The sequence below is a fragment of the Plectonema radiosum NIES-515 genome (genome assembly GCF_025753815.1).
GTDB lineage: Bacteria > Cyanobacteriota > Cyanobacteriia > Cyanobacteriales > Nostocaceae > Hassallia > Hassallia radiosum_A.
The window spans coordinates 19,380-36,552 of record NZ_JAOWRF010000002.1 but is presented as its reverse complement, the minus strand read 5'-3'; the positions used below and the strand labels follow the sequence as shown (position 1 = coordinate 36,552).

Genomic DNA, 17,173 nt, shown 5'->3' with positions numbered 1-17,173 from the left:
ATAGATCAACGTGACGGTATGTTTACTCCAACATCAGAAGAAGTTTTCATATTTCCCTTATCTTTTGCTCAGGAACGGCTTTGGTTTCTTTATCAGTTAGATCCAAAGAACACCTCTTACAATATTTCTAGTGCTTTGCAGCTAGACGGTCAACTAAATATCGCTGCTTTAGAAAGAGCAATACAGGAGATACAGCAACGTCACGAAGTTTTGCGAACTACCTTTAAAGTTATTGATGGAGTGCCATTTCAAGTCATTGCTTTTGCTGCCACCCTGAGTTTACCCATACTTAAACTAGACCAGATGGCTCCAGAGGAGCAGTTTGCTTGGGTAGAATGTCAAATAACTGAAGAAGCCAGAAAACCCTTTGACCTTTCCACAGACTCCTTACTGAGAGTTAATCTATTAAAGCTGGCAGAACACTCTCATGTTTTACAAATAACAGTACATCATATAATTGCAGACGTTTGGTCGATAGGGATTTTCATTCAAGAGTTGACAGCACTTTACGAAGCTTTTTGTCAAAGAAAACTTTCTCCCTTGCCAGAGCTACCCATTCAGTATGCAGACTTCGCTCAATGGCAACGGCAGTGGCTGAGTGGAGAAGTGCTAGAGTCGCAACTCAACTACTGGAAACAACAACTGGCAGGAGCACCAGCACTGCTAGAATTGCCTACTGACCGAAATCGTCCTGCTGTGCAAACTGGACGGGGTAGCAGCGAAACTTTTGAACTGAGTGCCGAGTTGACCCAGCAGATCAAACACTTAAGTCAGCTATCGGGATCAACTTTGTTCATGACCCTGTTAGCAGCATTTTCCCTGTTGCTATCGCGTTACAGTCATCAAGAGGACATAGTTGTCGGCTCTGTTATTGCCAACCGCAATCGGCAGGAAATAGAACCAGTCATTGGCTTTTTTGTCAATACCTTAGTTCTCCGGACAAACCTAGAAGGCAACCCCAGTTTCGGTGAGTTGTTGCAGCGGGTGCGGCAAATGACACTAGATGCTTATGCTCACCAAGACTTGCCCTTTGAACAGCTGGTCGAAGTTTTGCAACCAAAACGGTCTTTGAGTCATCATCCGTTGTTTCAGGTGATGTTTGTGCTGCAAAATGCACCAATTAAGACTTTGGAACTGCCAGGGTTGACCTTAAAGCCATTAGAACAAAAGCGGAGCATTGCCAAATTTGATTTAACTTTGACGATGCAAGAGATAGAGTCGAAACTGGTGGGGACTTGGGAGTACAACAGCGACTTGTTTGAAGCCCAAACCGTTCATCGGATGATGGGGCATTTTCAAACGCTTTGTCAAGCGATCGCTAACAATCCAGAACAGCCTGTTAGTCAATTACCGTTGCTAACAGAAGTTGAACGACATCAGTTGTTGGTAGAGTGGAATCAGACAGCAGCGGATTATCCACAAGATAAATGCATCCATCAGCTATTTGAAGAGCAGGTCGAGCGATCGCCTGATTCGGTCGCTGTGGTATTTGAAGACTGCACATTAACCTATCGAGAGCTAAACAGTCGTGCGAATCAATTAGCTCATTACTTGCAGACTTTGGGAGTCGAAGCAGAAGTCCTAGTAGGGATTTGTGTCGAACGCTCCTTAGAAATGGTCATCGGACTTCTTGGTATTCTCAAAGCCGGTGGTGCTTATGTACCCTTAGAACCAGAATATCCCCTAGAAAGATTAGCCTTCATATTGCAGGACACACAAGTACCGATACTGCTGACTGAACAGCACTTAATCAAGAATTTGCCGCAACATCAGACCAGGGTTGTTTGCCTAGATACAGATTGGGAAGATATTGCCACACAAAGCCAACAGAACTTAATGAGTGAGTGTACAACTCAGGACTTGGCTTATATCATCTACACATCAGGCTCAACAGGTCAACCCAAAGGTGTCTTAGTCAATCACAGCAATGTTGTCCGTTTGTTTGCAGCAACGCAGACCTGGTATAATTTCAACCAACAAGATGTTTTTTCACTATTCCATTCAATTGCCTTCGATTTTTCCGTTTGGGAACTTTGGGGTGCGTTAGTGCATGGTGGACGGTTAGTGATAGTACCCTACTGGCTGAGTCGCTCACCCGAAGACTTCTATAAATTATTGTCACAGCAGCAAGTGACAGTACTCAACCAGACACCTTCAGCTTTCCGACAACTCATTCAGGTAGAGGAATCTTTAGAAACTGCCAACCAATTGAGCCTACGACTAGTGATTTTTGGTGGAGAAGCTCTGGAACTTCAGAGTTTAAGACCTTGGTTTGAGCGTCACGGCGATCAGTTTCCACAGTTAGTGAATATGTACGGCATTACGGAAACAACCGTGCATGTGACATATCGTCCATTGACGATGGCAGACTTAGAGATGGCATCAAAAAGTTTTATTGGTCGTCCAATTCCTGATTTGCAAGTTTACTTGCTAGATCAATATGGACAACCAGTACCTATTGGAGTTAAGGGTGAAATGTACATTGGTGGTGCTGGTGTAGCGCAAGGTTATCTAAATCGCCCAGAACTAACTGCCCAAAGATTTATCCCGAATTCCTTTAGTGAGAAACCAAACGCACGCCTTTATAAATCTGGTGACTTAGCCCGCTATTTGCCAAACAAAGACATCGAATACTTAGGACGCATCGATCATCAGGTGAAGATTCGTGGCTTCCGCATTGAACTTGGAGAAATTGAGGCTGTGCTTGGCGAACATCCTCATGTTCGGGAGGTTGTAGTTATAGTACATGAGGATGTACTTAGCAACAAGCGCCTAGTGGCGTATCTAGTTGCCAAGGAGCAGTCAGAACCTTCCATCAGCGAAATCCGCCACTTTCTGAAACAGAAGCTCCCGGAGTATATGGTGCCGTCGGCTTTTGTGCTGCTGGAGGCTCTGCCTCTAACCCCCAATGGCAAGGTTGACCGTCAAGCTCTGAGCGCACCAGAAAGTGAACTGGGACAAAACGAGGACTTGGTAGCACCTCGCACCCCCACTGAAGAAATTATTGCTAATATCTTCGCCTCGGTTTTAGGTCTCCAACAAGTAGGAATTTACAATAACTTCTTTGAACTTGGGGGACATTCTTTACTAGCAACTCAAGTTATATCGAGATTACGGGAAGCTTTCCAAGTTGAGATACCCCTGCGGACTTTGTTTGAAGCCCCCACAGTTGCGGAACTTGACCAAGCCCTTTGCGCGTTGCGTCAGACTGCTTCAGGATTAGTAGTTGCGAATATTAAACCGTTCGCCAGGAATACTGAACCTTTACCTTTATCATGGGCGCAAGAACGGCTGTGGTTTCTGGATCAGTTAGAAGGTTCTAATTCAACTTACAACATATTCGCAGCACTTGAAATTACTGGACAGTTCAATATAGTAGCTTTAGAAATTGCCTTAAGTGAACTTGTCCGACGCCACGAAGTTTTGCGTACCACTTTTGTGACAGTCAACGGTACAGCAGTGCAGGCGATCGCTCCTCCCACACCAATGACCATTCCCGTGATAGACTTGGGCTTGACGAACGCAAGCGAAGCGCGATCGCTACCCACTGTGGAGCAAACTACACAAGTTAAACGTTTGGTCACGGAGGAGGCTGAACGTCCTTTTGATTTAGCTACAGGTCCCTTGCTGCGCGTCACCATACTACAGCTTGGAGAAAACTCCTACGTGCTGCTGGTGACAATGCATCACATTATCTCTGATGGCTGGTCAATTGAGATATTCATCCAAGAGTTGTCTACCTTATATCAAACCTCCTCTCCCTTGCCTGAGCTACCTATTCAGTATGCAGACTTCGCTCAATGGCAACGGCAGTGGCTGAGTGGAGAAGTCCTGGATTCCCAACTCAATTACTGGAAACAACAGTTGGCAGGAGCGCCAGCACTGCTAGAATTGCCTACTGACAGAAACCGTCCTGCTGTGCAAACTGGACGGGGTAGCAGCGAAACTTTTGAACTCAGTGCCGAGTTGACCCAGCAGATCAAACACTTAAGTCAGCTATCGGGATCAACTTTGTTCATGACCCTGTTAGCAGCATTTTCCCTGTTGCTATCGCGTTACAGTCATCAAGAGGACATAGTTGTTGGCTCCCCCATTGCCAACCGCAACCGTCAGGAAATAGAACCCGTCATTGGCTTTTTTGTCAATACCTTAGTTCTCCGCACAAACCTAGAAGGCAACCCCAGTTTCCGGCAGTTGTTGCAGCGGGTGCGACAAATGACACTAGATGCTTATGCTCACCAAGACTTGCCCTTTGAACATCTAGTGGAAGTTTTGCAACCGGAACGGTCTTTGAGTCATCATCCGTTGTTTCAGGTGATGTTTGCGCTGCAAAATGCACCAATTAAGACTTTGGAACTGCCAGGGTTGACCTTGAAGCCACTAGAACAAAAGCGGAGCATTGCCAAATTTGATTTAACTTTGACGATGCAAGAGATAGAGTCGAAACTGGTGGGGACTTGGGAGTACAACAGCGACTTGTTTGAAGCGGACACCATTCGTCGGATGATGGGGCATTTTCAAACACTTTGTTCAGCGATCGCTAACAATCCAGAACAGCCTGTTAGTCAATTACCGTTGCTGAGTGCATCTGAACGACATCATCTGTTGGTAGAGTGGAATCAGACGAGCGCCGACTACCCACAAGATAAATGCATCCATCAACTATTTGAAGAGCAGGTCGAGCATACCCCAGACAATATTGCTGTTGTCTATGAGCAACAACAACTAACCTACCGGGAGCTAAACACTCGTGCCAATCAACTAGCACATCATTTGCAAAAACTGGGAGTCGCTCCCGACGTGCTAGTGGGAATTTGCGTAGAACGTTCTCTGGAAATGGTTGTTGGTTTACTTGGAATTCTTAAAGCTGGCGGTGCATACGTACCAATTGACCCGATGTATCCAAAAGAATGGATAGCTTTGCTCTTGGAGGATTCTCAACCACCTGTTTTGCTGACTCAACGACGACTGTTAGAAATTCTTCCCAAATATCAAGGACAGACAATTTGCTTGGATGCAGACTACGAAATCATTGCCCAAAATAGTCAAGTTAACCCAGTTAGCAATGTTAAGATTGAAAACCTTGCCTATGTAATTTATACATCTGGTTCAACAGGTAAGCCCAAAGGGGTGATGTTAACCCACCGAGCAATTTGCAATCATATGCTCTGGATGCAAACTGACTTCCCCTTGACCGAAACAGATAAAGTTCTCCAAAAAACTCCCTTTAGCTTTGATGCTTCCGCTTGGGAATTTTACCTACCTTTGTTAGCTGGAGCACAATTGGTCATGGCTCGACCAGGAGGACATCAAGATAGCGATCGTCTCATCCAAACAATAGTCGAACAAAAGATTACGACTTTGCAACTTGTGCCCACCTTGTTGCGAATGCTCTTGGAAAATGATAAATTTGCGAACTGTCAATCTCTAAGAAATGTATTTTGTGGCGGAGAACCTTTAACTGTTGAGCTGCAAGAACGCTTCTTTGCTCATCTCAATGCAGAATTGCATAATCTCTATGGTCCCACAGAAACTTGCATTGATGCCACATATTGGACTTGCAAACGTGGACTCAATCAACAAATTGTGCCTATTGGGCGTCCCATTGCCAACGCACAAGCTTATATTCTAGATAAACAACTGCAACTAATACCCGTTGGTGCGATCGGTGAATTGCACATTGGCGGTGCTGGTCTAGGCAAAGGTTACCTCAATCGCCCAGAATTAACTGCCCAGAAATTTATCCTTAACCCCCATAGCAAAAAAGCAGCGCGTCTGTACAAAACAGGTGATTTAGCTCGTTATTTACCGAATGGAGAAATTGAGTACGTTGGTCGCATTGACCACCAAGTGAAAATTCGTGGTTTTCGTATTGAACTGGGAGAAGTTGAAGCACTTTTATCCCAACACCCAGCAGTTCGAGAAACTGTAGTTGTCGTTCGCTCAGATTCAGCAGATTCTCAACGGTTAGTAGCCTATGTCGTCCCTCATACAAAGCAGACACTGACAATTACTGAACTGCGAAACTTCCTAGAATCGAAACTGCCAAACTACATGGTGCCACAGGCTTTTGTGATGCTGGAAGCACTACCACTCACGCCCAATGGTAAGGTGGATCGCAAAGCTCTACCAGCGCCTGAGCGAATACGCCCAGAACTCGAAAAAGCCTTCATTGAACCTCAAACGACTGTTGAAAAGCAATTGGCTGCGATTTGGACGCAGGTACTCGGTTTAGAAAAAATAGGTATAAATGACAACTTTTTTGAATTAGGCGGAGATTCTATCCTCAGTCTGCAAATAATATCCAAGGCAAACCTTGCAGGGCTGCACCTAACTCCGAAGCAATTATTTCAACACCAAACGATCGCTCAACTGGCAGCTGTGGCTGGCACAACTAAGAGCATTCAAGCTGAACAGGGTGCGGTAACTGGCTTATTACCACTAACACCTATTCAGCACTGGTTTTTTGCACAACAGCAACCCGATCCCCATCACTGGAATCAAGCAGTGCTGCTAGAAGTTAAGCAGACCATCGACCCTGTTGTCTTGGAGCAAGTGGTGCGGTCTTTACAAAAGCATCACGATGTCCTACGTTTGCGATTTATACCACAGGAATTTGGCACTCAGGGGATTTTTGCTAGTTTTGATGATGTTGTGCCAATAACACATTCAGATTTATCAACACTGCCAAAAGAGGAACAAGCCGCAGCAATAACAGCGATCGCTACTAAACTCCAAGCCAGTTTAAATCTGTCAACAAAACCATTATTCCAGATTGCCCTTTTTGACCTGGGTAGCGATGAACCAAATCGGTTGTTTTGGGTTATACATCACTTAGTTGTTGATGGGGTTTCTTGGCGGATTTTAATTGAGGATTTTCAAACAGTTTATTGGCAACTTTGTCAAGGCAAGACAATACAATTACCACCGAAAACAACTTCTTTCCAGCAGTGGTCTCATTGTCTGCAAGAATATGCAAATTCATCTTTAGAGTTGCGCTCAGAGCTTGACTACTGGCTGACAACAGCAGGTCAAACTGTTAAGCCTATACCCAGAGATTTTTCACACGGGGATAATACACAAGCAACAGCTTGTCAAGTATCAGTATCGCTGGGTGTGGAGGAAACTCAAGTTTTACTACAACAAGTACCAGCAGTTTACCAAACGCAAATTAATGATATATTACTAACTGCACTGACACAAACATTCGCTCAGTGGACAGGAGAAAATTCTCTACTTCTTGATTTAGAAGGACATGGGCGAGAAGAACTGTTTGAGGATGTAGATTTATCGAGGACTGTGGGCTGGTTCACATCTATATTTCCAGTAAACCTGAGTTTAGAAAACCCGAAGGTGCCAGGAAAAGCCTTGATGGCAATTAAAGAACAACTACGGGCTATTCCCAATCGAGGTATTGGTTATGGAGTGCTGCACTACCTCAGTAAGGAGGAGGAAATTACCGAGCAACTAAGTTCATTGCCTCAAGCAGAAGTTATTTTTAACTATTTAGGACAGTTTGACCAAGTTTTACCAGAATCTTCTTTATTTAGTCTCGCTCAGGAGTCTATTGGTTCTGCTCAGAGTTTAAATAGCAAACGATCTCATTTGTTGGAAATTAATAGTAGTATTACTCAAGGACGGTTGCAGGTGAAGTGGACTTATAGTGAGAAGCTGCATCGGCAAACTACAGTTGAAGCACTTGCTCACGGGTTTATTGAGGCACTGCGATCGCTTATCGCTCATTGTCAATCACCCAATGCAGGCAGTTTCACCCCTTCGGACTTTGCAGAGTTTGAACAAAGCCAATGGAACCAAGCTGATCTTGATGCCATTACACAAGCAATTGAAGGTATGTGAAATGGGTGTGAAAAACAAAAACATTGAAGATTTTTATCCCCTCTCACCGATGCAGCAGGGCATTTTCTTCCATTGTCTTGCAGCTCCTGATGAGAGTATTTATTTTGAGCAATTTAGCTGGACTATCCAAGGAAAGCTGAATATTACAGCATTCCATCGCGCATGGCAATATATTGTAGAACGACACTCAATTCTGCGAACCTGCTTTGTTTGGCAAGGTTTAAAAGAACCAGTGCAAATTGTGCATCGACAGGTGAAGCTACCGTGGGTAGTACACGACTTGCGGGAGATATCTTCAGTTAAACAACAAGAACAGGTGGAAGCTTTTTTGGAGAGCGATCGCTCTGTTGGCTTTGAACTGACACATCCTCCGTTGATGCGGTTCACACTTCATCATCAGAAGGAAAATCTTTATCAGTTTACTTGGAGCCACCATCATATCCTATTAGATGGATGGTCTGCTGCCATCATTTACAAAGAAGTTTTTGACTGTTACCAAGCTTTTAGTAATGGTCAAAATATACACCTAGAACCTATTCTTGCTTATCGTGATTACATCGTCTGGCTACAGCAGCAAAATTTATCTCAGGCTGAAGCATTTTTTAGACAACTGCTCAAGGGTTTTACCTCTCCTACACAGATTAGGTTAAACAAAGGTTTTGGGCAATTGCTCAATTCACAAGATGGTAATAATCAGCAGAAAATTCAGCTTTCAGTAGAACAAACAGCCGCATTACAGTTTTGGGCACAGCAGCACCAGCTAACCGTGAATACAGTGGTACAGGGAGCTTGGGGTTTGCTATTAAGCCGTTATAGTGGTCAGGAAGATGTGGTTTTTGGAGCGACAACTTCTGGTCGTCCTCCTACTCTAGCCTCATCTGAGTCTATGGTGGGATTGCTGATCAACACACTACCACTAAGAGTACAGGTATCATCCGCAGAGTTTCTTTTGCCTTGGCTCAAACAGATTCAAACTCAACAAATAGAAGCACGTCAGTATGAGTATAGTCCGTTACTAAAAATCCAAGGATGGAGTGAAGTTCCCAAAGGTCTGCCCCTGTTCGAGAGTATTGTGGTTTTTGAGAACTACCCTGTAGACGCTTCCTTGCAGAAACTGGATCTAAATTTAGAGATTAAAAGTTTTAGTACCTTTGCAAAGACGAACTATCCCCTGACTTTACTTGCAAGTCCAGGTGAGGAGTTGTCGCTGAGAATTACCTACGATGGTGAACTTTTTGACGCCGATACTATCAGTCAGATGGGAGGGCAGCTTGAGTATTTACTGCAACAAATCGTAACTGAAGGCGATCGCTCCATACAATCCTATTCTCTAGTAACACCACAGTCGCGCTCCATTTTACCAGATCCCAGCGCTGGGCTTGATGAACCTGACTACGAACCAGTACCTACCCTGTTTGCAGCTTGGGCACAGCAAGCACCACAGCAACCTGCTATCCGCCAGAAGGGTAAGATATGGACTTATCAAGAATTGGCTCAAAGTGCCCATGACATTGCCCTGGCTTTATTGAATTGTGGCGTGCAACCCGGTGACGTGGTAGCTTTGTCAGGTCAGAAAAGCTTTGGACTGATTGCCAGTATGCTCGGCGTCTTCAAAAGTGGCGCTGTGTTGCTCATGCTTGAGATGAAAGAGCCAAATCACCGCCAGCAGTTGATGCTAGAAGAGGCTCATGCTAAGTATATCTTGAATGTGGGCAGTGAGTCACCACAAATAGAAAGCTTTTTGAAGATAATTCATGTTGATGCTCAGACTGCTAGAGTAATGACTCCTGCAAAAGATACCCCGGAAATAACTTCCCTACCAACTATTACTCCAAGCGATCGCGCTTACATCTTCTTCACTTCAGGTAGTACAGGGACACCCAAAGGGGTATTGGGTACTCATAAAGGTATTTCGCATTTTCTCCAATGGCAACGGCAAACTTTTGAAATTGGTTCTGGGGATCGAGTAGCTCAATTAACTAGTCTCACTTTTGATGCTGTACTCAGAGATGTGTTTCTGCCTCTAACTAGTGGAGCGACATTATGTTTGCCGAACCAAGAGGATGACTTCGGGATGGATCGGGTTTTAAGCTGGTTGGAGACTGAGCAAATCACTATAGTGCATACAGTTCCGGCACTGGCACAGTCTTGGCTCAAACAAGTCCGAGAGGGAATTCACTTACGGTCATTACGCTGGATTTTCTTCTCAGGAGAACCCTTAACTCAAACTTTAGTGCATCAATGGCGACAGACTTTTCCAGAAGCTGGGGAAGTGGTAAATCTTTACGGGGCAACAGAGACTACGATGGTCAAATGCTTTTACAAAGTGCCTAAAGATATTCCCACAAATGTGATCCCAGGAGGGTGGGGGCTTCCCCAAACCCAAGCATTAGTATTAAATCAAATAAATCAGTTGTGTGGGATTGGTGAAATTGGGGAAATTGTGATCCGCACCCCGTTCCGGACTTTGGGGTATATCAACGCTCCGCAAGAGCAGCAGCAACGGTTTGTACCCAATCCCTTGACTAATGACCAGCAGGATTTATTCTACTATACAGGCGATCGCGGGCGCTATCGTCCTGATGGAACTTTAGAAGTTTTGGGTCGAAAGGATGACCAAATTAAGATTAGAGGCATACGTGTTCAACCAGGAGAGATTTCCACAGCTTTAAATCAGCACCAGGCAGTGGCAGAAAGTGTAATTATTGCAACAGGTGAAACACTAGATAACAAACGCTTAGTTGCCTATGTAGTTCCTAAACAGAATCAGACAATTGACAAAAATGACCTACGCTACTTCCTGAAAAAACAGTTGCCGGAGTATCTGATCCCGTCATTTTTTGTTGTATTAGACGCTTTGCCTCTGACTCCTAATGGCAAAGTTAATCGTCGTGCTTTGCCTGAACCAGAGCAAAATCTGAGCCAGGATGATCGTTTTGTCCCTCCTCGCGATAGACTTGAATTGGATTTGACACAAATCTGGTCAGAAGTACTCAACGTTAATCAAGTTAGTGTCCTTGATAATTTCTTTGAGCTAGGTGGTCACTCCCTGTTGGCAGTTTCCCTGATGACTCGAATTCAGCAGAAATTCGGTCAATCCCTACCCTTGAAGACTCTTTTCCAAGAAGCAACGGTCGAACAGCAAGCAATACTGCTTCGTCAACAAACCGAAAACGTACCTTGGTCTCCCTTGGTGACGATTCAGCCCAGAGGGTCTCAACGTCCTCTGTTCTTGATCCATCCGGCTGGTGGTAGTATATTTGGTTACTTGAATTTGACACAGAATCTTGGCTATTATCGACCAGTCTATGGATTGGAAGCCAGTGGAAGCGATCGCGGACAAGAGCCACATTCGCACATCGAAGAGATGGCAGCGCATTACATTAAAGCAATACAGATAATCCAACCAGAAGATCCTTATCTGTTGGCAGGTTGGTCTATGGGGGGAGCGATCGCATTTGAAATGGCACAGCAACTTCAAGACCAAGGTAAACGAATATCCCTCCTAGCATTAATAGATCCCAGTGATATTTTTGCTGACCGATTCATCCTAGATGAGACAAATCTTTTGGTGTCCTTATTGAGAACTCACCTGTCCTTCTCTGAAGAGCAATTGCAACAAGTAGAAGCTAAGTTGCGACAAAGGTCAGTTGATGAACAGCTTGCTTATGCCATAGAGCAAGCAAGGGAGCATAACCCCCACCTCCTTCCTCCTGGTTTTGGGACAGAACAGCTAAGTCATCTCTTCAAGGTAATAAAATTCCACGATCAGGCTCTAAAGAATTATTCTTTACAACTAGATTATTCTCAAAAATATTATTCCGGAAAAATCACTCTTTTTCAAGCTATAGAGGGATTGGCTGCTAACTCTGACAATAGAATTAAAAATTGGGAAGCACTAGCCGATAAGGTAGAGGTACATTGGGTTCCAGGTAATCATCTAACGATAGTCCAAGAACCTCATGTGAAAGTACTTGCGGAAAAATTGCAAATTTGTCTTGACCAGGCACAGGGAGAAAAATAATGAAATATTTAAATTATCCCCTGGAATCTCCCGATGAGGGTATGACTTTTGTAGATATTCTCCGACAGCGAGCAGAATATCAGCCAGATTCAACAGCTTACATTTTCTTGCAGGACGGGGAAACTGAGGAAATCAAGCTTACTTATCGAGAGTTAGACCAACACTCACGCAGCATAGCCACTCAACTTCAGCATTTGGGAATTAAAGGCGATCGCGCACTACTGCTTTACCCACCGGGTCTGGAATTTATTTCTGCCTTTTTCGGGTGTTTGTATGCAGGGTTTGTAGCTGTTCCGGCTTATCCACCCCGACGCAATCAGCGCATGACACGGTTGCAAGGGATTATGGCTAACGCACAGGCAACTTTTGCGCTAACTACCACATCTATACTAACTAATATTAAAAACAATTTAATAGAAGAACCAGAACTAGCAGCTTTGCGTTGGATAACTACCGACAATATTGCCAGTGACCTAGTAGGGGATTGGCAAATACCAACAATCAGCCATGACACCCTGGCATTTCTCCAGTATACTTCCGGTTCTACAGGGACACCAAAAGGCGTGATGGTGAGTCATGGAAACCTGCTGCACAACGAACAAATGATCCAGCAGGCATTTGGTCATTCTTGGGAAACTATCGTTGTCGGTTGGTTGCCTTTATTCCATGACATGGGACTAATTGGGAATGTACTGCAACCATTGTATTTGGGTATACCAAGCATTATCATGCCCCCAGAGGCTTTCCTGATGAAGCCTTATCGTTGGTTACAAGCGATTTCCCGTTACAAAGCTACCACCAGTGGCGGACCGAATTTTGCTTACGATCTATGTGTGCAAAAGATTAATTCCGAACAACGGGCAAGTCTAGATTTAAGTAGCTGGGAACTCGCTTTCACTGGAGCCGAACCAGTCCGGTGGTCAACAATAGAGCAGTTTACTCGGACTTTCGCTGATTGTGGCTTCTCGGAGCGGGCATTTTACCCCTGCTACGGGATGGCTGAGACAACTTTATTTGTTTCTGGGGGTTTCAAAACAAATCCACCTGTTGTCTACTCAGTTAAAGAGGCAGAACTGGAAAAAAACCGGGTGGTGGAAGCTAAAAGTGAGTCGGGAGCTAGGAAGATAGTTGGCTGTGGACAAGCATGGTTAGACGAGAAAATTGCGATCGCTGACCCGGAAACTTTAACTCAGTGTCCACCAGGGCAAGTGGGAGAAATTTGGGTTTGCGGATCGAGTGTAGCTGGTGGCTATTGGAATCGAGTGGAGCAGACAAAGGAGACTTTCCAAGCTTACACGGCTTCCACAGGCTCTGGTCCGTTTCTACGTACAGGGGACTTGGGATTTTTAAAGGATGGTGAGTTGTTCATTACAGGACGGCTCAAGGATTTGATTATCATTCGCGGTCGCAACCATTATCCTCAAGATATTGAACTAACAGTAGAAAAGTGTCACCCAGCACTTCGTCCTAACTGTGGAGCAGCGTTTTCGGTAACTGTTAACGGTCAAGAAAAACTAGCGATCGCTCAAGAGATACAACGGAGTTTTCTGCGGCAGTTAAACGCTAATGAAGTGATTGGGGCAATTCGTCAAGCATTAGCACAAGAACATGATATAGAAGTTTATGGAGTGCTGCTGCTCAGAACTGCCAGTATCCCCAAAACTTCCAGTGGCAAAGTTCAACGCAGTGCTTGTCGGGCTGGGTTTCTAGCTTCCAACCTAGATGTAGTGGCATCAAGGTTGGAAACGGAAGTAAAAGCCCCTAATCAACAAGTGCAAACAGCATTGAGCCAGAATAAATCTTACAGCATTGAAGATATTCAAGCTTGGTTAATTGCCAAGGTTTCAGAGCAACTGCAAATTCTTCCAGAGGAAATAGACATTCAGCAACCCTTGGCTCAGTATGGTTTAAGTTCAATGGTTGCAGTTAGCCTTGCAGGTGAAGTTGAGGAATGGCTGGGACATAAGGTTTCTCCTACCTTATTGTACGATTACCCCACTATTAAACTTCTAGCCCAGCATCTAACAGAAAATACCTCTTCCCCATTCCCAATTCCCCATTCCCCCCTTCGGGGTTCGCCAGTCGCTCATGGGGGAGACCCCCAAGACCGCGCTGGCTCACCATTCCCCACCAAGACGGATGCGATCGCAATCATTGGTTTAGGCTGCCGTTTCCCCGGAGCCAATGACCCAGAAGCTTTTTGGCAGCTGCTGCAAAATGGAGTGGATGCCATTACAGAAGTGCGATCGCGTTGGGATCTCAACACATTGTATGACTCCAAACCAGTAACCCCAGGGAAAATGAGTACCCGTTGGGGTGGATTTCTAGAGCAAGTAGACCAATTTGACACCCAATTTTTCGAGATTGCTCCACGAGAAGCGGAACGCATAGACCCTCAGCAACGGCTTTTGTTAGAGGTAGCCTGGGAAACATTGGAAAACGCTGGTCAAGCAGTAAATAAGTTAGCTGGCAGCCAAACTGGTGTATTTGTTGGAATCAGTAATAATGACTACTCCCGGTTTCAATGTCAGGAATATACTAGTATTGATGCCTATACTGGTACTGGTAATGCCTTAAGTATTGCCGCCAACCGCCTATCCTATGTACTTGATTTGCGGGGACCTTCTTTAGCAGTAGATACCGCTTGCTCCTCATCCCTAGTCTCCGTACACCTAGCCTGCCAAAGTTTGCAAAATCAAGAATGCAACCAAGCACTAGCTGGTGGGGTAAATTTAATTTTATCCCCAGAGTTGACTATCACCTTTTCCCAAGCCAAGATGATGGCTGCCGATGGTCGTTGTAAGACCTTCGATGCTGATGCCGACGGTTATGTGCGATCGGAGGGCTGCGGCTTGGTGCTTCTCAAGCGTCTTGCTGATGCCCAAAGGGACGGAGACAATATTCTCGCAATTATTAAAGGCTCGGCAATCAACCAGGATGGTCGTAGTAATGGTCTAACAGCCCCCAACGGACTTTCCCAGCAGGCAGTAATTCGGCAGGCACTCTCAAATGCTGGTGTGGCACCATCTGAACTAAGTTATGTGGAAACCCACGGTACCGGTACTGCCCTGGGAGACCCCATTGAGGTAGAGTCTCTCAAAGCAGTACTACAGCAAGACCAATCTGGCAACCAGCCCTGTGCCCTTGGTTCAGTCAAAGCCAATATCGGTCATTTGGAAGCCGCTGCGGGGATCGCCGGTTTAATTAAAGTAGTACTTTCTCTACAACACAAAGAGATTCCACCCCAACTGCACCTAAACCAGTTGAATCCGCATATTTCTTTGAATGATAGTTCATTGTATATTCCCCAGGAGCGACAGCCTTGGGTGGAGGGATCTCGTTTTGCAGGGGTGAGTTCATTTGGCTTCGGTGGCACCAATGCCCATATTGTACTGGAAGAGGCACCAAATGTAGAGACGTTACATGTAACGTCTCTTTTACATGTAACGTCTCTTGAAGCCATCGAACGTCCTCTAAACCTTTTAACGTTGTCAGCCAAAAGTGAAAAAGCACTTTTGGAACTAGCGCAACGTTATGGGGCATTTTTGGAGACGAACCCCACTGCTTCCATTGCAGATATCTGCTTTAGTGCCAATAGTGGGCGATCGCATTTTGACCACCGTCTAGCTGTTGTTGCTGAATCTACCTTACATCTGCGTGAACAGCTAGGTGTTTTTGTTGCTGGCTTTGAGAATAACTGTCTGTTGAGTGGTAAAATTCCTCAAAGGAAACATCCAAAAATCGCATTTTTATTTACAGGACAGGGTTCACAGTATATCGACATGGGACGACAACTTTATGAAACCCAACCTACTTTCCGCAAAACCCTAAATCAGTGTGACGAAATTCTGCGTCCCTATTTAGACTACCCGTTGCTGTGGGTACTTTATCCAGACCTGATAGCAACCGAGGAAAACACCAAAATCCCCAATATTGAATCTCAAATTGATGAGACTGTCTACACTCAGCCGATATTATTTGCCCTAGAATATGCACTCTTCCAGTTATGGAATTCCTGGGGAATAGAACCGACTGTGGTTATGGGACATAGTGTGGGGGAATATGTGGCTGCAACTGTAGCTGGTGTGTTTAGTTTAGAAGATGGTCTCAAGTTCATAGCCAAACGTGCCAGTATAATGCAGAATTTACCCAAAAATGGGAAAATGATGGCAGTAATGGCTCCGGAAGCCAAAGTAAAATTAGCAATTCAACCATATCTTCAAGATATAGCGATCGCCGCGATCAATGGACCAGAAAACATTGTAATATCAGGTAAACAGGATGTTATTGACTTGTTGGGTGTAGCTCTGGAAGCCGAAGGCATAAAAACCAAGCTTTTGCCAGTTTCCCATGCATTTCACTCACCACTGATGCAACCCATATTAGATGAGTTTGCGGCTATTGCTGCGGAAATTAAGTATGCCAAACCTCGTTTCCCTCTCATCTCCAACGTCACTGGACAACTGATCGACGATGATATTACTACTCCCCAATATTGGGTAAATCACTTGTGCCAGCCAGTCAAATTTGCTGACAGTATCCAGACCTTGCAAATGCAAGAATGTGAAGTCTTATTAGAAATTGGACCTAAACCAATTATGCTGGGAATGGCACGGCAGTGTCTCCCCCAAAATACACCATTATGCTTGCCTAGTCTCCAACCAGGACAAGAAGATTGGCTACAGATGCTAGACAGTTTGGGGCAGATGTACCTTCAAGGTGTAGCGGTTGATTGGATTGAGTTTGATCGGGATTATCTAAGACGCAAAGTAGCGTTACCTACCTACCCCTTTCAAAGACAACGATATTGGATAGAAACCAATCATCAACAACCAAGTTGGCAACTACAAAATCAAATTAAACAACATCCCCTTTTAGGTTATAGATTAAAAGACTTAGCCTCTTTACCAAATACTTATATCTGGGAAACAGAGATTGATGAACAATATCTTTTGAATTTCCAAGATTATCAGGTTTGGGACAGCGTGGTTATGCCCCACACGGCTTATATAGAAATTGCTTTGGCTGCCACAGAAGAAGCCTTGGCAGTCAAGTGCAACCATTTAACTAATTTGCAGATTCATCAGCCGCTCTTTTTATCGGAAAAAGGAAACCAAAAAATCCAATTTATCCTCGGCTCTGATTCTGAACAAAAAATTTCTTTTCATGCTTATAGTTGTCAAACAAATCAACAATCACCCTCACAAAATTGGACTTTGTATGCAACTGCCCAGATTCACATTTAGACATATATATGAATTAGGAATGAGCGCAAAATGACCAAAAACTAAC

At 44.6% G+C, this 17,173-nt stretch carries 3 protein-coding genes; all 3 read left to right on the top strand.

The genetic code is table 11. The annotated features are described in order from the left end of the window. Positions 1-18 precede the first annotated feature (18 nt). The 3 genes from OGM63_RS00345 to OGM63_RS00335 are packed head-to-tail and all read left to right on the top strand — an operon-like array spanning position 19 to position 17,127. A complete protein-coding gene (locus OGM63_RS00345) occupies positions 19-7,857 on the top strand; it encodes a non-ribosomal peptide synthetase (RefSeq protein WP_263743504.1) in 7,839 nt (2,612 codons plus the stop codon). Next, entirely contained in the window at positions 7,757-11,881 is a 4,125-nt protein-coding gene (locus OGM63_RS00340; protein WP_318528375.1) for a non-ribosomal peptide synthetase, read from the top strand. The genes OGM63_RS00345 and OGM63_RS00340 overlap by 101 nt, the downstream gene beginning before the upstream one ends. Next, the gene (locus OGM63_RS00335; protein WP_263743503.1) at positions 11,881-17,127 is read left to right on the top strand and encodes a type I polyketide synthase; all 5,247 of its coding nucleotides are present in this window, start codon (positions 11,881-11,883) and stop codon (positions 17,125-17,127) included. The genes OGM63_RS00340 and OGM63_RS00335 overlap by 1 nt, the downstream gene beginning before the upstream one ends. Positions 17,128-17,173 lie beyond the last annotated feature (46 nt).